This window comes from Clostridiales bacterium, from assembly GCA_015243575.1.
GTDB classification, from domain to species: Bacteria; Bacillota; Clostridia; order Peptostreptococcales; family Anaerovoracaceae; genus Anoxybacterium; species Anoxybacterium hadale.
In genome coordinates, this window is record CP042469.1 from 3,224,014 (window position 1) to 3,243,185 (window position 19,172).

The 19,172-nt window shown below is 44.7% G+C and carries 11 protein-coding genes and 1 tRNA gene; 1 reads left to right on the plus strand and 11 read right to left on the minus strand.

The features are described from left to right. Positions 1-61: 61 nt before the first annotated feature. The 11 genes from FRZ06_14320 to FRZ06_14370 form a co-directional block, all read right to left on the minus strand. Entirely contained in the window at positions 62-922 is an 861-nt protein-coding gene (locus FRZ06_14320) for a response regulator (GenBank protein QOX64431.1), read from the minus strand. Next, positions 919-2,796 (minus strand): hypothetical protein, encoded by a 1,878-nt coding sequence (locus FRZ06_14325; protein ID QOX64432.1) that lies wholly within the window; start codon positions 2,794-2,796, stop codon positions 919-921. Before FRZ06_14325 ends, FRZ06_14320 begins: the two co-directional genes overlap by 4 nt. A 170-nt stretch (positions 2,797-2,966) precedes the next feature. Further along, positions 2,967-7,940 carry an S-layer homology domain-containing protein gene (locus tag FRZ06_14330; GenBank protein QOX64433.1) on the minus strand — a complete coding sequence of 1,658 codons (4,974 nt, stop codon included), beginning with the start codon at positions 7,938-7,940 and terminating at the stop codon, positions 2,967-2,969. Positions 7,941-8,197: 257 nt separating this feature from the next. Next, positions 8,198-9,079, minus strand: a complete 882-nt coding sequence (locus FRZ06_14335; protein QOX64434.1) for a hypothetical protein — start codon at positions 9,077-9,079, stop codon at positions 8,198-8,200. Positions 9,080-9,110: 31 nt separating this feature from the next. Then, positions 9,111-9,761, minus strand: a complete 651-nt coding sequence (locus tag FRZ06_14340) for a TetR family transcriptional regulator (GenBank protein QOX64435.1) — start codon at positions 9,759-9,761, stop codon at positions 9,111-9,113. Between the two features lie 595 nt (positions 9,762-10,356). After that, positions 10,357-12,840: a helix-turn-helix transcriptional regulator gene (locus FRZ06_14345; protein ID QOX64436.1), complete on the minus strand. Its 2,484-nt coding sequence runs from the start codon at positions 12,838-12,840 to the stop codon at positions 10,357-10,359. A 294-nt stretch (positions 12,841-13,134) separates the two neighbouring features. Next, a complete protein-coding gene (locus tag FRZ06_14350; GenBank protein ID QOX64437.1) occupies positions 13,135-13,461 on the minus strand; it encodes an S-layer homology domain-containing protein in 327 nt (108 codons plus the stop codon). After that, entirely contained in the window at positions 13,358-13,588 is a 231-nt protein-coding gene (locus FRZ06_14355; GenBank protein ID QOX65950.1) for a DUF2442 domain-containing protein, read from the minus strand. The genes FRZ06_14350 and FRZ06_14355 overlap by 104 nt, the downstream gene beginning before the upstream one ends. 149 nt (positions 13,589-13,737) lie before the next feature. Next, the gene (locus tag FRZ06_14360; protein QOX64438.1) at positions 13,738-14,298 is read right to left on the minus strand and encodes a hypothetical protein; all 561 of its coding nucleotides are present in this window, start codon (positions 14,296-14,298) and stop codon (positions 13,738-13,740) included. A gap of 155 nt (positions 14,299-14,453) precedes the next feature. After that, positions 14,454-14,529: transfer RNA gene (locus FRZ06_14365), tRNA-Thr, on the minus strand. Positions 14,530-14,735: 206 nt separating this feature from the next. Continuing rightward, the gene (locus tag FRZ06_14370; GenBank protein QOX64439.1) at positions 14,736-18,188 is read right to left on the minus strand and encodes a hypothetical protein; all 3,453 of its coding nucleotides are present in this window, start codon (positions 18,186-18,188) and stop codon (positions 14,736-14,738) included. Positions 18,189-18,414: 226 nt separating this feature from the next. On the opposite strand from FRZ06_14370, the gene FRZ06_14375 reads away from it, so the two are divergent. Then, the gene (locus tag FRZ06_14375; protein ID QOX64440.1) at positions 18,415-19,104 is read left to right on the plus strand and encodes a hypothetical protein; all 690 of its coding nucleotides are present in this window, start codon (positions 18,415-18,417) and stop codon (positions 19,102-19,104) included. Positions 19,105-19,172: the final 68 nt, after the last annotated feature.

Below are 19,172 nucleotides of genomic sequence, written 5' to 3' on the forward strand. Positions count from 1 at the left end.
AAGAATCTCCTTAAAGATCAAGAGCTCTTGACGGTTACTCTTCTAAACGGATGTTTTGGCTTTACAAAACAAGATTCAGCTTATGTGCCAACTGTTCCAGCGCTCCTGCCTTTGGATATGCCCATTCATAGCCTGTTTCTTCCATATACACGCCCTGATACAAAAGTTCCAGCTTCTGTATTAGTTCAGACGAAACAACCCCTAACAAGGCACGCTTGGCATCCTCCTCAAAGACATATACATCACAATAAATTTCATCCTTTTTGATTCTATAATTTCCCCGCTTATTTTCCAGGATGTGATCAATCCCCGCTTCTGCCAAGATCCTACGGAGCAAATACATGGTAGCGTTGAAGTTTGCGTGAGCCTTTGATGGATTATATTCGGGCCATACAGCATCCACAATCTTCTGCCAGCTCTGGGGTATCCCCTTTTTATGTATGAGATATGCCAGGATTTCCTTTGCCTTCGAGTTCTTCCATATCAGAATTTCCTCATTCACAAAGATTTCAAATTCTCCAAAACACTGCACAAAAGGCTTGGCACCATGATTGCCTGCAGCTTTTCTTGCGATTAGCCTTCCGATTGTTATTTCAAGCCTCTCCTTTGAGACAGGCTTGAGTAGATAGTCAATCGCATTGATATCAAAAGCTTGAACTGCATATTGTGCAAATGCAGTCATGAATACAATTGAGATTTGTGGATTCTTTTTTAGAATTAAATTTGAGAGAGCAATGCCCTGAATACCGGGCATTTCAATATCCAGAAAAACAGCATCCAAAATACTCAGTTCCTGATACTCAAGAAGCTCATCTCCACTTGTAAACACCCCGCAGAGTTCTATCTCATCAAATTCTGCAGCCATTCGTTCAAATCGCTCCAAAATGTGGTATTCATCATCTACCGCCACAATTCTGATCATGCATTCTTTCCTCCAGATATTATTACTCGAACAGTCGTACCTTTGCCCGGTGTACTTTGTATTTCCAATTCAGTGCCATACATATGCAGCATTCTCTGATGAATATTTAATAAGGCTACGCCTGCACCGGCATCTCCCTCATCTAATAATACCTTCTGCTTTTCCGGTTCAATTCCGATTCCATCATCCTCTACTTCCACACATAAATTCTTTCCCGAAATAGTTGCCTTAATCCGAACGGTTCCACCTGTTAGTTTTTTGGAGATTCCATGTCTTACCGAGTTTTCTACCAGCGGCTGCAACATCAGAATCGGGACTTCGTGCTCAAGGGGTGCATCAATCTGCAAATCCAGTTTGATCTTCTCTCCAAATCTTGCTTTCTCTATTTCAAAATACTTCTTTACAAAATCAAGCTCCATGCCCAGGGAAGCTTTTCTGTTTAAGTCTGTAAACTCCAGTTTTTTTCTGAAGAATACCGCAAGATCCAGAATCAGTTGGCTGCCCTTCATCCCGTCTTTTTCGCTAACATTAGCGACCGCATTCAGCGCATTATATAAGAAGTGTGGTTTAATTTGGGCACTTAGGAAGGTTATTTCTGCATTCTTCGAGCGCTCCATCGCCCATGTGCGTTCTTTTTCCATGAGAATATAATGCTGCAGCAGCGGAAATCCGAAGATAAGAAGCATGAATAAGAACCCTAGTGAAGCAATATTCCCCACCGGGATCACGCAAGCCTGATATAAAAAGTCTACTACTCCTCCGGTAGTCATGATTACCGTTCCCAAGAAAAGTGAAGATTTATATGTCTTTTTACTTGTAGCAATACTATAAAGAAGGTAAAGGGTAATTAGGACAGCCCATATCTCCATAACAACAATGAGCCGTGTGAAAGTATGGATTGGAGTAATCAAAGTAATGCCAAATAAGGAAATACTGGCTGCCGGAATGATTTTTTTCATCCAGCTTTCAGGGCGCTGCAGCAGGCTTTGCAGAAAAAGTGCGATAAACATCGGGAATAGTGTAATTGACAAATATTCCAACACGATGGCAATACGGAAGGATTTGAAAAGCTTCACTAGCATGTAGTCCCCATAAACAAGGACTACGATTACCGAGCAAAGGGACATAAGCATAAAATAATAAAGTGACGGTTTGCGAATGCCCAAAAACAAAGCATATACACACAGCGTCAGCAGTGTCAAAACACTTCCTAGAATAAAGGTTCTTTGGTTGGCAATACGATTATTGATACTGCCTATATCTCCAGGTCTGCCCAGCTGCACCGGATACCAAAGTCCCCCTCTGGCATAAGTAAAATTGGAGATATGTAAGGTAAGGATTGTCTTTTCTTTGTCAGCATTAAAGATAACGGTCTTTGACTCATAGTACGGAACCGCTTCCTCTGCACTTTTTCCGATCTGCCCGTTCTGTGCTGCCAGCTTCCCGTTAATATATAACTGATAGGAAGTGGCACAGTGATCCAGTCTCAATGCCATGATCCCTTTTAGTCCAGAAATTTTCATCGTGTAAGTTGCATACCCGTAGGCAGGAAGCTTATTTCCATTCAAAACATAGCTTGTCCACACGCCAGGAATACGCACAAAAGCATCCGGCGTCGCTTGAGAATCGGGCTCGGGATCTGAAAATTGCTCCCAGTAGAAGCTCCATTCTCCGTTCAAAGGGATGACCCCATTTTGTTCGAAATCCCAACCTGTAAGATCGAGCTGCCCGGCGTTAACCCTCGGAGCTGAAGGCAGCAATGCATGTTTTACAATATACAAAGGGATAACCACAGCTGCTATCATTCCTATAGCAAGCAGTACGCTTCCTATTTTTTTCTTATCAAGGGTCAAATGGCGGCTCTTTACAATCATAACGGCTTCCCTTCGTTTGAATATGCAGTATCTTTTAATATATATCAGTAGTTTCAGTTCTGCAAGGAGAATCCTGCTCCTATGTGTAAATGAAAACTCCGCTCTGGCAGAGCTGCCAGAGCGGGGTTCATAGGGGTTATGCCAACTGATAAAGTGATTCGGGAGGTGATTTAGTTTAAATCAGTCCAACTTTCTTTACCGTTTGCTTTCTCAAAGTCATGTGCATTTGTCGCTTCCACGATGCCATAATAAGCCCAATAGCTATTCTTATTAACATCAGGGAATATTTTCAAGTTGCTGAGATTGTTGTCAATATATTCTTTATCCGCGCTTCTTCCCAACATATTATTTACAATGGTTACAACTTCTGCACGGGTGATCAGCGCTTGGGGCTTGTATGTGCCGTCTGAATAGCCATTGATCCAGCCATATCCTGCAGCGGACATAATGTATTGGTGTGCCCAGTCGGAACTGGATACGTCACTAAAGCTTGCATTGCCACCGCTTAAAACGGCAAAGCGCATTGCAATTGCAGTAAACTCAGCGCGGCTAATGTTTTTGTTCGGGCTGTATACCCCATCATATCCTGTGACCACACCGAGTGCAGCCAATGTTTCTACTGCTTTTTGATACCATGCACCTTCTGCCACGTCAGCAAAGGAAGCTGTAACGTTGACATCCTTATTCAGTAAAAGATTATAGAACATCTGCGCAGCTTCTGCACGTGTCATGTTTTTGTCTGGATTGAAGTATCCATTGTCGTCTCCCACCATATACCTGATGTGATCATCGGTGATCAGCCACTTTGCAACACCAGTCACCGATGGATCTGCCAGTCCTGTCTGCTGTTTTTCAAATTCAGCTTTTATCGTAACTGCACTTGCAGGCATGGTGAAGCGATATGTTCCATCGCTGTTCTGTATGTAAGATACTTTGTTGCCGTTTGCGTCACGAATATCCAGTTTGCTGAGTACGTAACCGTCATCGGGAGTGACCTTAAGGGTTACGGTGTCTCCGGCTTTTTTTCCTGTTGTATCACCGGTAACTTTTCCGTGAGATGGGTTGTCAACCGCCACAGTTTGTGTCACAGCAGGTTTGGAAGAACCGGAACTGCTTGACCGTGTATATCCAACAGCATAAGTAGAGAATTTATCTACATAAAGCACCGCGTATTCACCGCTCAGAACCACATATTCCTCTGATCCGACAGCGGATCCTTTTGTAAGCGTGGAACCGTCAATCTGATAGTTGTCCGCCCATACATAGGTCACTCCGTCAGCATCCAGTCTTGCCTCAGGGATCACCTGCGCCACTGCATTGCCATGGACTCGGTAGACCTTTACATTGCTGCCCTTGATATTGCTCAGGGGAACAGCAACGGTAAGCTTTTCGGGAATCGTGGTCATACGATTCTGCTCACCTGTTGCAGAATTAGGCTCCCAAACGGTTTTGAAAACCGAGAGATCAACCAGCATTGCCAGTGTCTGCCCACCTTTTATTTTATTGATTTTATCTACATCATCTTTAATTTCTTCATCAGATTCTTCATACCCAGTTGAAACCAGTTCGATGAGGATTTTACCACCGTTGGAAACAAGCTCCTGATCAGCCACGGTTACCCCTGCAGCATCATCGGTATTGGTGGTCGGTTTTAACAAATCACTCAGCTTACCTACCGCTATATCAGGGCTTTTGCCCTTCATTCTGATGCGGGTATTGGATGAACCAATGAGTTTGACACTAAAATTCTCAGGAATCAGTTTGCCGTCTTTGATCTGAATCCTCTCAGTAACCATTTCATCGGAAGTCTTCACCACGATATTGTAGTTACCGTCGATCAGATTCTCAAAGGTATGGGTAATATCAGTTCCCGTTCCGGGGATCCAAACGGAATCTACTACCGCATCACCCGTTTGGATTGATACCTCATAGGTGGTTCCGATTTCTGTATCCTTCAGGGTTATCGTTGCTGTTCCGGTACCTGTTTTTACCCCGCCTCCGGGCGTTGCTGATGCATAAGGTGTTGTAAACGTTCGGATGTCGGATGAGGCTATTGTCGGCTGTGCTTTCGCATTCTGTCCAAAAAGCTGCATCTCATACTTCGTTCCCGCATCCATACCACTAAACGCTAAGGTGTATGGGGATTTCCAGTTCCAATCTGCAGCAGGGACCGAGGTCCAGCCGGTTGTTCCAGCCTTGCGGTATTTGAGTTCCCGGGTACTGCCAAGTCCAAAACTACCGTAATCATTATAGTCTGGGTAAACGGTAATGCCCGTTGCTGTAGAATAATCGCTCATTACCAGGGATACGGAGAATGGTTTCACAACACGAACGTTAATCAAGTCAGTTGCCTCGTGATGGGTTGCCGTACCTTCCGCTTTAACCTGAATGGTTGCCGTTCCCACATAGTTATTTATAGTCACTTTGCCCCCTGTATCAGAAAGCGAAATAGAATGATTGGGATCGGTCATCTTTTCATAAAGAATTGCTCCCAGTGACTCACCGCCTGCAAGTACAGGAACGCTGGCCGAAGTATAATCAAGGGTAGCTTCCTTGTCAACGCCTGCCTCAAAGACATATGTTTTAGTGCCTGTTAATTCCTGTCGTTTCTTTGTATTAACGTAAATGCTGATCGGAGCAGAATCTCTGCCATCCTCGTCAGTTGCTTTGATCCATAGTCTGTAGGTACCTATTGGCAGTATATACTCTACGCTCGTCTGTCCACCTGCAGCAGCCGGTGCTCCAAAGGTCGGCGAAGATGCTCCTGTACCGATTTGATATGTTGCGATATCACTGCTTCCCTTGGTCAAACTAAAGGTAACTGCACTGCCTGTAAACGGTGTGTCAGCAGTATAGGAATTGCTTGACGGATTGGTAAAGGCTGCCCTCGGTCCATCAAAGGTAAAGGCTTGCGCGGTATGACCGATATTACCTGCTTCATCCTTTAGAAGAACATGGAAGTAGTAAGTTGTCTCCGGACTCAATGTCAAGCTCAGTTCTTCGGCCACCTCCGCCACATTGACGTTTTCCGCATCATCTGTCACAGGAGTATAAAGCTCATCAGCAACAGCAGGTTTGGAGGCGCTGGTACTGATATAGACTGCATAGGAATCAAGCTTTGATGTGTATTCACCACTCTTTGTGCCCGCAGTGTTTGTAAAGGTCAGTGTTGCAATGGCACCCGAAACAGAAACCGAGGTCGTCGGTGCGATGCTGTCGGTCAGCACGGAATAGGTAGCTGCAGCAGGGATCGATGTGAGAATCCCTCCATTGATAGCATAGCTGAGTGTCACCTTGTAGTCTCCCACTGCATCGGTTTTTCGGGCCTCAAAGTAACTCTTTCCATTCTCCTGAATGGGCGTCAGTGTTTCTATCGTGCCGTTTGGTTTTGTCAATGTGTAGGATGCCGTCAGTCCATCTGCATTCTGACTGCCGTCAGGATTCAAGTAAACCTTGAGTATGTTGCCAGACATCAACTCCTTTTTAATCTGATTGATTTGCTTTGCACCATTCCACGAGCTTCCTGTTCCTGGTCCATCAAGCAGCGTCAGAGATGCGACAGCAACGGAGTCCGGCTGCTCTACTTGAGTAGCATCAGGGTTATAGGCAGTGCTGTAAATCAGCCACGCTACCTTTGCAGCCAAGATTTCTATCTCATTTGGATTTGTTCCAAGCAATGGCTGTACAACGGTGACGTCGATATCGTTTACGTCCTTGGCATTTTCTCCCAAAGTTTTTTCTAAGTAAGTATCTTCATGCTCATCAGTAATCAAAACTGTCTTATTTGACGCAAGCATATTGAGGAATGCGGCGTCCGTATCATTCATAGTCTCATAAACCGAATAATTTTGTGTCGAAGGCGAAGTTAGGTTTACAAAAAATTTCTGTTTGCTTTTATTAAGATAGTCAGAAAACTGGTACGCCTCCAGTGCAGAGCTGCCGCTGAGGGTTTCTGCAAAGGACATCTCAAGGTTGGAATACCGAAAGCTTGAAGTATTCTGACAGGTGTGACCGCTCACGCCATAATCCACATAGGGTCCGAAGCCGCCGAATCCCGTATCATTAAGGGTTTGGTAAGAGTTTGAAGCTCCGAACAGGTAACTGGGTGACCCTGTTAGGTTGCCGCTCCCGTCGAGCTGCTGTACCGTTGCTTTCAGTCCGTCACTTGTTATGGCAAGCTCGATATGGCTCTTTGAATAAAACGGAAGTGATTCCGCATCTTTTATTTTAGTCCATCCAGCGGTAGTACTGTTTGCAATATTTTTCAAACCGTATCGATGCAGGGTATCCACATTAACGTTGGTAAGCTTATATAGATACGCCCCTATCAGATATGTGGCTGGTGTGGTTCCATTTGGAGGTCCGTATTCAAATAGAATTACATATCCATTAATCGTTTTAGAACTCCCCGTTCCCGTTGTTCCGGCATTGATCAGGAAGCCGGCATATTTCAGCGAATGTGGGAGAACGTTGCTCGCATCAACGTTAAACTTAACGCTTTTTGAGCTGCTGGCACTTGCGGGATAATACAAAAAGTCCGCCCATGCATCTGTACCATAGCCGTAGAACTGCATGGCAGGCTTATCATTTTCCTTGTACGCATAAATATGGGATTTAAGTCCTGCAGTATTTCCCCAGCTTGTGCCGGTTGTAGTTGTTCCAGCCTTGTCGCTAAGCATTGTTTTAATACTCGTCTTGGCGTTCGCAGCTTTTACGCTTGTGGTGAATTGATCTGTTACAGGATAATGGTACCAGTTGGAGGGGATAGGATCGTCTCCGTTGAAGTTTGCATACCATGCGGTATCATCAGCATACCACGCAGTATCGTAATGATCGTATACCTCCCATTTTGTGATATCGGTAGGATCGATGGTCGCTGCCGACGTCTTGAACCGATAGGTTTTCGTATCATTTTCAACCTTATAAATCTCGTTAAGCTTCTCTAACTTATCTTCCACCAGTCCTTGAAAGTCCGAAGTTTTAATACCAAGACTCGGGTCGATGTTCATAAACACATCAAGATCCGTCGAATCTGTTACAACGGGGCTTTCTGCAAATGCAGTCATCGGAATCATAGTAATCATCATTGAGATTAATAGCAAAAATGAAATCACCCTATTCTGATTTCGTTTGTTTGTTTTCATGCTCTATCTTGCTCCTTTCATTATTTGGGTTAAGGCGGCAGTGTTTCCTGGAACAAAAATTAAAGATTATACCTACTCAGGAAAATAACGTTCCAAGGCGCAAAACCTCTTTTTCGCCTAATTGCGACCTAATACGACAAATTATACGATTTCATACCGTAACCAAATCTCAGTGAAACCTAAAAGAACTCTAAAAGGAGAGGCGAACCTCTCCTTTATTGGAATTTTTTCTTAATTTAATTTAGATGAAACAATCCCTATTCCAACAGATATTTTTTCACTCCCGATAGGAGCAGACCTGTGCAGCATTGCTTTACTGGCTTTAGCTCTTTTCCTTCCATTCGTTTTTCCACTTCATCCAGATTAAAGCCTTCTTGAAAGATTACCGAATTTTCGCATCGAATTGCCCCGAAAGGGCAGCCGTAAATACAGCGCAGGCAAACCATGCATTGGTCCATAAAAACCGGTCTAGACGGTTCTCCTGTCATCCGAATATTACAAGCTGGGCAATGGGATTCGCACCATCCACAGCTTTCGCACGCGTCGGTAATCCTGAGGCTTTGAGCAAACAAATGCCCCTTTCTGCGTTCCAGTCTGGTAATATACTCGCACACAGGACCTTTTTTGTATTTTGTCCTTCGCTCTATTCCGGAGAACAAATCGTCTACGATCAAACTTACTTTTTGGGGGATCGCCCGAATCATCCACATCGCGAGATCATCATTTATCTTAACGGCTAAGTTTGCAGGCATACACATCATGCCTTCATAAACAACTTTGACCCCCTTTTTCTCCAGTCCATTGCGGCACCCGTTTCTGCATCCTGTATTTGGCCATACCTCTCCTCCTCCGGACACAGAAATTACCGCAGCCCGCTTTCCTGATAATCCTCCCTCCAGAGATTCAATCCATCGATAGATCAAACCGGGTGCATCAAACGCATAAACGGGAAAGAGCAGAATATAAAATCCTGCAGGTTCACCCTTCTCATTTAATTCGTTATCATGTTCCCCAAGTTCAATTAGGCTGACCCCTACCTCCCTTTTCTTCAGTTCCTCATAGAAGGCATCTGCAATCCGCTTCGTCCCCCCGGTTCCTGAAAAGTATACAATCTGAACCTCTTCCAAATGAAAACTCATAATCCCATCCCCTACCTTTGCACAAAATATATCAATTGAATAATTCATCAATAAACTGAATTGCCGCCGCTCTGTTATCCTCCTTACCTGGAGGAAGGAAGCCAGTAATTCTGAAGTAGCTTAAGCCATAAATCAGGGCCATCAAGGTGTATGCTGCCATTTCCTCATCAAGCTCGTTAACATGGTACACTTTCTTTCCATATCGAATCAGCTCCGCTATCCCAGCCACATCATTGATATAAACGTTCTTCATCGTCTCCTTCAGTTCAGCGTCCAGTGCTGCTTTCGCAATGTACTGACCGAATAACCTTGCAATCTTACTTTGAGGAAGGCAAATCTTTTCGTGACCATCAAGCTCAGACACATTTAGTGGCTCATCCCTTTCGTCACTGACAGGCGGAAGAGATACTTCCACAACCTTCTTGAGCATCTCTTCCGGCGTCATATCCTGAGTAATCACGCTGCTGATCTTCCTTTGATATGATTTCAAAAATGCCATCATACAGTCCAGCATCAATTGACGTTTGGATTTAAAATAATAAGCCACAACACCCTTCGAGAATCCGGCTTTCTCCGCTACCATATCCAAAGTTGTTTTTTCAATTCCGTAAATGCAAAAGCATTCCAATGCTGCATTAATCGCCTCAGCCCTACGCAACGGCTCCATTCCCAGTTTCGGCATCGCTTTTCTCCTTTTTATTTTGACCAGTCAGTATAATTTAAAAGTATACCAAATCCTTACCACTGTCAAGTGAATTATCTCAGAAAATAAATACCTTTACTAAAATCCCTATAACTGTAATTTACTGGTCTCGTTGTTGAAAACTAAGGCTTATCTGTCGAAATTAAGGTTTCTTTTTTCCCCGTATCTGATGTTATAATAGTAACATAATACATATCAGTGAACCTCGTATTTCGGGTTTCATGCAGAACATAGGCGGTGTATCAGAAGTGTCAAAGGTTAGCAACCCAATCATCACTGGAGTAGTGAATATGATGCCGCCAATAAAAATTCGCGGATAGCTTAATGAAGAAGTATCCTGTTTGCCGTCAGGATGCCTTCCCTTAAGTCTTCTCCTATAAACAAACAGCCAGATCACGAAGCACCTCTTCGTGATTTTGGTTTTTTTTGCAGCAGCTGCCGATAACTAACCGTAAGAAACCGCAGAAGGTTCGTTCTAAGGATAATCTGTAATGATCCAACAAAAAAATCCACTATACATTTACTGTATAATGGATGGATTGAATGTCGATCAATCGAGAGGAGTCTCGTTCCTTCATTCCTGGGATCGTATGTATTGCTGCAGCATCAATCTTGAGTGGATGCCGAGCTTTTCAAAGATGCGTTTCATCATGGTCTTGACTGTATTCTGTGTAATAAAGAGTCGCTGTCCGATCTCGATATTTGAAAATCCCTGTGCCACAAGACTTGCAATTTCTGTTTCTCTCTCAGTCAATTGCGGCCTCTTTTCTATAAAAAATTCCTTTAAAATCTGCTCAACTGCCTCATGATAAGGCAGATACAGTTTCCGAATGGAACTGACCGCAGTTTGGTATTCTCCCTTGCGAGAAAGCTCCGCTAATAAATGCTCTGTCAGGTCACCATTTTCTACAAAGGGCATCAGCAATCCGTCTGGCATTGCCAGCGCCAGTGCCGCTCTAATCTCCTCCAGAGCCTTATCCCTCCGATGAAGCTTATCATTTGCCGCCGCAGCATAAATGTGTACATAAATTTGACTCAGCAAATTTGGAAAAACAGAAGCAATCTCAAGAAAGTGATCCATACTGCCCAGCAATTTTGCGTAATCTCTGCTCAGCAGCAATGCCCTGCCGTATGCAATATGAAACATCGCCATCGCCGGGAAATACATGCGGCTTTCGAAAAATTCTCCATCTAAAATCCACTTGGAAACATCCTGCTTCCTGCCAAGACACAGCTGAATCCACCCTTCGCAGAGTTCCATCGTATGGATGAGGTTATACCAGCCTCCGCGCTCAAGATCTTCCCTTATCGTTTTCAATCGTTCCCTCGCTATCCCATAGTTGCCCTTATATAGATCAATCTTTGCCTGAAGAAACACCGCAGAGAGGAGGATATCCTCCTGCTTGCTGCCCTCTGACAATAAATAGGCTTTATAGGCTGCTATTTCTGCACTGTCAAGATCACCGCGAAAGTAATCCCGCTCTGATTCCATAACAAACTCTGCACCGCGTCCGTGCCCCTTGGCAAGACTATCATAAAAGGGCATTGCCTCCTGCATCGAATTTAGTTCCCGCTCAAGTTCGCCCGGCTTACGATGAAACATATAGAGAATCGAAGGCGATCCGAAGGTCCAGCCTCCTCGGGTATCCATAAATCTTGCGGGACTCTCCATAAGCGCTCCCGCTCTTTTGTAGTGCTCCAACATTTTTTCAATGTCATTATAGTCCGTAAAGCTTTGAAGAACCTCGAATTCACCGGCCAGCTCCCTTGCAGTCTCCGGTTCAAGCTTCCCGCTTTCAAGAAGATCTGCAAGCTCACCGCAAACCGAAGCGTACCGTTCTGTTTCGTTGTAAGAGAATAAGCACATCGCATATACAAGCAATGCAAAAGGCTGCTTCATTCGTATTTCTTCAGGGCAAGCCTCCATATATGCTATAAGCTTTTCCCGGTGCTCGTTATGCATACTATATCCTTGATCCAGCTGCAAAGCAGTAAGCAAGCCATCGAAGTCCTGTGCAAGCTGATAATATTCCATCGCCTGGATATAATCTTCTGTTTGCTTGTACCAGCTGGCTGCCCGTCCATAGATTTTTCGTTTCTCATCTGGTGTATTTTGGTCAAAAAAACCTCTGAGAAATTCAGAAAAAATTTTATGTACCTGATACACTCCGTTACGTGCATCCCAAACAATAAAGCCGTTTCTGCCACTAAGGGTCTCCAAAAGCTCGATGCTTCCGCCCTTTTCCCACATGTGCGCTGCTTGCTCCTGTGAGAATGCTTCAAAAAAGCACACCGTCATTAGAAGCTCTTTTATCTCTTCAGAAAAGGGAGCATAGATCGTCTTGTCGATCAAAGCAGTGATATTTGCTGTAGCTTCAAATGCGCCTTCCGACTGATAACTCAACATCAATAGGTAAAGTCCCGTAATCCAGCCCTCGGTGTATGATTGCAGCCAAAGGGAATCTTTTTCCTTTAACGCAATGCCGCACAAGCGGTAATAGGAGATGATTTCCTCCAGGCCCAATTCTAAAGCATCTTTCTGAATGTGGTTTATATATCCTTTCAGCGTCATTTCCTCGAGATTGTCAAAATGCGTATACCGAGCAGACAGAATGATATGAAAGTTCGGAAGCTCATTCCAAAGCAGATATTCAATAAAGCCGGCTATCTCGATACAGTCTGTCAGGTGATAATCGTCTACGACCCATATGCTTCCCCCGGAAGGGAGGGCACTCTGAATCAAATCCAAAGCTTTTTCCCTCGTCGTGCTGTCACCGGGAAAACCAAGCTGCGTCAGATGCTCCGCTGCGCCTGTATCAATGGTGCGAACCTGTCTGCAGAACATCGACCAAAATCCCGAAATAGAATGATTAAAAACCTTCTGCCAAAGGACCGTGCAACCTGAATTCTTGAGATATTCACGAACAGCAGTAGTTTTGCCGTAACCCATGGGAGCCTCTATGATCGTACACGGATAGAATGGAATCTTATTTAATTGTAAGCGAACTTTTTCCGTCACATAAATTGCATTGCTGTTAAAGGTTCTTTTCTTCGGCATAGCAGCACCTCTTCAACTAACATAGCACCCGACATATGCTTTTACCCATTTTCGACCTCAGTTTCAAACCAAAGTTTTGAGTATGTCCGTGCTATAAATTACAACCTAGTATACTCCATTCTGGAAAAAATTTCAAATACCAGATTTATAATTTATAGGAACTCTTACATTCCTGACTTTTTACTATTTTTAATTCCTTTTTTCTATGCCCATTATCAATTAGAATGGTCCATGAAAAAAATCACCCCCAATTGGGGATGATTTTTTGAAACTGATGGGAGACCATGCTGCTGTCTAATGTTCCAATCGTTTATATAGCACCTGAGCCATCTCGGCGCGGGTTGTTGTACTTGCCGGAGATAACTTGCCGCCGCTGCCGGTGACAGTACCCATTTCCACCAGCATGGTCATGGCATCCTTCGCCCAGGGAGCAATCGCTTGAGCATCAGAGAAGTCGGAAAGTGTTATCGCCAAAATTTTTTTGGGTATTCTTTGTTTCTTCATTCCAATTTCCTCCTTATTTTTGTGCCAGTTGGAATACTTCACTGAGAGAGATTTCGACTTTTCCCTCCCATGAAATACAATAACCATCGGTGACCGCTTTTCGGAAAAATGTCTCATCAGCCAGAATTCCAAATCGTATTGTTCCAAGCCTGCTCTTTAAGCTCAAATTCACGCTGCTTCCGTTGTCGAGAACGATTTCCAGGCAGTAGTCCTCCTTCGGTATAACGCACACGATTCTACTCACTGCCTCACCTCCATAAAAATAAAATCCACCGTACTTATCATTGTACAGTGGAAGGTTTTGGCTGTATGCCCCCCTTGGGGTGACAAAGCCGGGTGACAGACTGCAGTTCAGAATGAAAAAGAGGATCAAACTAGAATATTAAGTAGGACCTATCCTATCTTTGCCAAAGCGTATTTGTCGAGTTCGTGGTTTAAAAGTCTCATAATTTCCAATTCGTCGATCGCATCGGTTAGGGCGTTGTGCAGCTCGCAGTATGTCCAATCCTCGCTCAACATCCTGTAAACGCTCTCCACTCCATAACCACGCTTCAGCCTGCCCGTACCGTAGCATTCAGCACAACTCGAAATTTTGGGATTGTGCTGCCTGTAAGCTGCCAGCTTCATAATGTCGTGCCAATCAAGGTGGCGAAGCTCCGGCAAATGTCGATAATCAAATGCTGCATTGTATGCAAACATGGTGGTAACATCATGCGCTGCAAGAATCGAGATTAGATCTTTCATTGCCTTTTCCCGTGAGCATTCAAGATCAGGCTTTATATTGTTCACGTATAGGGCGTTTGTGAACATACCTCCGTGGCTTTTGTACGGTGTGAGTATGTAATATCTTTTCTCTATTAATTGAAAGGTCAGGGATTCTGCTATGACAACTCCGATGGACATCACCGCATCACCCCAGGTCGTTTCCGTGTCGATCACGGCAAATTTACTCATACTGCTTACCTCCGCGCGCATTCGTCTTATACCCAAGTTATAGGTCTATCATAGCAAAAATATCCTTTCCCCGCAATCCGTATTGATTGATCAATCAGCAGTATGCGCAACATAAAAAACCCATAATTACAAATAAATTTGTAATTATGGGTTTTTGGAGCTCCCGGGCGGACTCGAACCGCCGACCTGCGCGTTACGAATGCGCTGCTCTACCGCCTGAGCCACGGAAGCATATTCAGTTTCATTAATGACACTTAAAAATATTACCACTAACAAATTGAATTGTCAATGGCTACAACCACTTAAATTACGAGAGTGAAGATTGCTTTAAGGATCGAAGATCGTGGGAGGGATCCTCTCTTCCAATGACGAGGAAACGATCCTCCCTTTCCCCATTTGTGCTCAGAGGCAGGTCATATGTTCGAATGTTTTGAGTATTATCGAATCACTTCATAAGTACAGCCATCAAAGCTCAGATCAAAGCAGCAAATGCTCTTGTAGAGACAAAATCTGCACGCCGTTTCATCCTTTACTTTTTTCGGCCTGATGTCAATGGAACCGCTGGATAAATTGCTGCATAGTTCCTCCACTTTATGATTTACTGCAGTAAGGAGTTCTTCAAACTCCTCTTCCTTCAGAAGCTTCCGGTCGGTGGTTCCAGCGTAGGTGCCTTCCTTGGTCTTTTTAATGGGCAGGATCTCCGAATACCCCGAAAACTCTCCTGCGATACTTTCGATAATATTGCGGTCATCGAGAACTACACCGTCCAGCTTAAAACTCTTCCGTCTCTCTGCCTTCACTTTCTCATTGTAGTCATCATCAACTGCATCAGTAACATCGATCATAGGCTCTGCAATTTCAAAATAGAAGACGCCTGCCGGTTTATGGGATGCAGCTTTTGTTCCGAGAACGGCCTTTAGATAGAGCATGAGCTGGAGCCTCCAGCCTGCTCTGGCCTCCTCTGTGTCAAACCGCTCTTTACCCGATTTATAGTCGATGATTTTCACATAACCGTTTGCACCAGCATTACCTGTTTCACCTGCACGATCTGTTTCTCTATTCCCCGCAAGGACATCAACCCGATCAATCTTTCCTTCTATGTAAACCGTCTCCTGTCCCACCTTGACTTCGATGGCGGAAAACTGTTTTTCGACAGCCCGCCCGAACTCACTCTCAAAGAACACCTGACGAATTTTTCCGGTCTGGATATGTTCCACCAACGCCCAGGCCGCATCGCCGCAGACCCGCTTCATACGCATACTTCGGTAACGTTCCTCTTCCCCCTGGGTCAAAACACCTTCCCGGTAACTCTGCGCTGCTTCATCTACAAACCCGTCAACCATCTCCTGACACGTTTCTTTGGTAACCTTCATCCATGGCGAGGCCGGGTCTGTGACCTCAATACCGGGAACCGAGAGGGTCTGTGACAGCATCATAAAGCACTGGTGATATACATCCCCGATTTCTCTTCCTGCAATCTCAAAGATTCTACGCTCGTCCGGGTGAAGCCCATAGTTAATGAAATGTGAAAAAGGGCATCTCGAAAACCGCTCTAAACGAGAGGGGCTCAAGGATAATGGCAGGGAACTGTCCCGGTTGTAGAGCCTCCGGATGAGCTCTTTCTGAATTTTATTCTGGTGGTTTGTAAAAAGAAGCCCTTCTCTTACAGGGCGGAGCAGTCTCTCATCTTTCGTTTCATACCATTGATAGGCTTCCCTCCACTCGTCTCGAAGTTCCTTGCCCTCCATAGCTTCACGAAAGGATGCGGTCATATGCCGAAGGGTGCTCTCCGGTGCTTCCATGAGCAGCATAGGATCTTCCTGATTTAAAATATCCTTTATAATTTTCACATCAGGGAAAATCCTGCGAATCTTATCAAACAAAATAGACGGCTTGCTTTCCTTTCCTTCCAGATCAGACGCCGAATAGCCCACCCAAAGATACCGCGAGGGCCTTCCGAAGGTCTTGTAGATTGCCAGTTTCTCCTCTTTGGCACGAAGATCATCAATCTTGCAGATTTCGATCCCCCTTTTGTACAAAGCCGTTTTCTCATCTTCATTTAAGAGGCTTTCCGATCCTGCAGCAGCAGGAAGGAGTCCGTCATTGGCACCAAGTACGATGAGCGCTTTGATATTTCCCGCTCTTGTTCGCTGCATGGTTCCCACCATAATCTGATCGATGGTCGGCGGCAGCAATCCGATTTCTATGGCTCCGAAGCCGGATTTCAGAATCAGACCATACTCTTCCGCACCCATGGATTCTTCTCCAATGAGTTCCACTAGCTGATCCAGTATTTGTATGATCACATTCCAGATCTGAGAAGCCTCTTCTGCATATTCAAACTGATTCGCCTCCGTCAGATCGTCTATTAACGATTCTATTTTTTCCGGCATCCTCGCAGTTTTTGTTAGAAATTCATAGATTGCAAGCGTTCTATCCCGGACGGTTTGCTTTTGACGAAACTCAACCTCAAACGACGATATGAACGTACAAATTCGCTCTCTGGTTTCATTCAGCCTTGCGAGAACCTCTTCCCCCTCGGTTTTCATGCCATAGGTAAATTCGGTTTTCCAACGGTTTCCTTTGATTCTATATTTGATTGCGTAGTTTTCCAGTTCTTCACACTCCTCCGGTGAGACATCAGTAAAATTGGTCTTGAGCATGCGGAAAACGTCTTCATAAAGCCAGCCATTGGCGGTAATATCCACAAGGGAAGTGATAAATTCAATGGAAGGATGATGAAGGATGTCTCGTTTCTTATCGAGGAATGCAGCAATGCCATAATCTGCGAAGACTCGCTTGATCACAGAAGCTCTGGTCTCCATATCATTACAAATCACAAGGATATCCCTGTATCGGAATCCTTCTTCTCTGATGAGGTGCTGAATCTTCGCGGCAGCAGTCTCTGCTTCCGCGTAAAAATTAGCCGCCTGACAAAGAGTTACCGCCGCGCCTCCGGTTGACTGATGATATGGCTGAGCGTAAAGCTCCTGCTCCAGATGAGCCAGCGGTACCAGCTTCTCTCCCTTTTGATCTCCCAAAGGAATTTGGTACCGTTCGTTGATCGCTTGTTCTTCATACGAAATTCCGGCGGTTTCCGCAAGATCCCGAAGCCTTCCCATAATGCCCCGGGTCAGATCAAATAAATCACTGTCTCTTCCCTCCGGCGGCTGGCCGCAGCCCGCGGGGCCCAGAGAGCAGTCGGCGGTCAAAACGGCGTTAACCTCAGAGGAGGTCAGCATGAGCTGCTCAATGATATTCAGCAGTTTGGGGGTCAGATAATCAAACCCGCTGATCCAGAATACGGCTTCCTTCACAAGGTTGGAACTTTGTATTTTTGAGATAAATAGATTGAGGTAGTCCTCTGTATCCAGATACTTGTCCGCAATCAATTCCTCGTATTTTTCATAGATAATATGGATATCCCTGAGCTTTCGCCGCAAAATGGATCCCTCTTCAGTATCGGAGAGGATCTTGAGAAGATCTGAGGGAGACGCGTTGAACTGCTTCATCTCCGAGATCAGGTTGTTGGTCATCTCAATAAAGGAGGTTTTCTGATTCATGCCCCGAAAGGCCTGGAGCCTTTCATTCTCTTCCGTCAAAATCTTTGTAAGCAGCATATGCCTTCCATATTTATCAACAGGAATCTTAGCGCTTCCTCCCACTTCGGAGAGTACTTTAAAGCCCAGCCGCGAAGGGCTTAAAATCTCCAGATCCATCAGACCGTCCACACCAAGATAGGCAAATGCATTCCGCTCTGCCTGCAGTGTAAACTGATCCGGAACAAGAAGCAGCACTTTCTTTCTGCCTTGCTTAAGATCCGTTTCGATCCCATCAAAAAGGAACCGATCCTTATCCAGATTTTCTCTTCCGTAGTAGATATGCAGCATTTGATTTCCTTTCCTGGTGGTTTTCGTACATGCATTTGACAGAAAAGTCCATGGACTTTGTGTCTTATTCGCATATATTATACCAGCTTTCCGTTGCAGCTTCAAATGTTGCTGTGATAAGATGTGTTTATCTCATAGCGTATTTTCAAACCAGTTATTTCAAATGCGCTATACCGGTGATACAATACAATTGACCGTTAGAATCAATCCGCAAGGAGGTTACCGTATGAAAAGCATGCCAAGGATTGCAAAGGTCGGTCTGCTGATTTTTATATCCGCAATATTGATGGGTAGCGGGTATCTGTTTATCCTCTGGCATCCGGCCAGCTACGATGTTTCCACTCTGGTACCTTCCTACGAAAAAATTCAGGAGCAAGACGAGGTTCGGCTCTCTGTAGCGAAAGAAGCTTTCTCCTATCAAGCCAAAAAGATTGAAACGCAAATCATAAACGATACCGATGAATGGCTATCCTATGGCTATGCATTTCAACTTGAGGTCCAGATTGATGGAAAATGGTATAAGGTTCCGTTCCGTAAGGGCGGGTACTTCCTGTTGCCGGCGATCGACGCTAAACCCAAATCCTCCTCTTCCTTCGATCACTGGATCAAAATGTATCAGTGCCGTCCAGGTCATCACCGCATCATCAAAGAAGTCAGCATTGAGACAGATCGAGACAGGTCAAAGATTAAAGAATCACCTGAGCTCGGAAATGAGCTGAAATCTGGAGACGAGCCAAAGATCGAAGATGCGGAAACCACTCGAGAAACAGACGCGGCCGAGTCAATTCGTGCATTGACTTCGCAGGGCTTAACAGGAGATCAAGCAGCAGCAGTCCTGCGATATCGACAAGAAATGGAAAAGAGGAAAAAAGAGCCTCAGCGGATTAACGTTGCCGTAGAGTTTGATCTGATTTGAGGTTCATCTTTGAGGTTTATCAACCCCATGTAAACTGCAGCCCGGTCAGGTTCATCCTAAAAACTGTG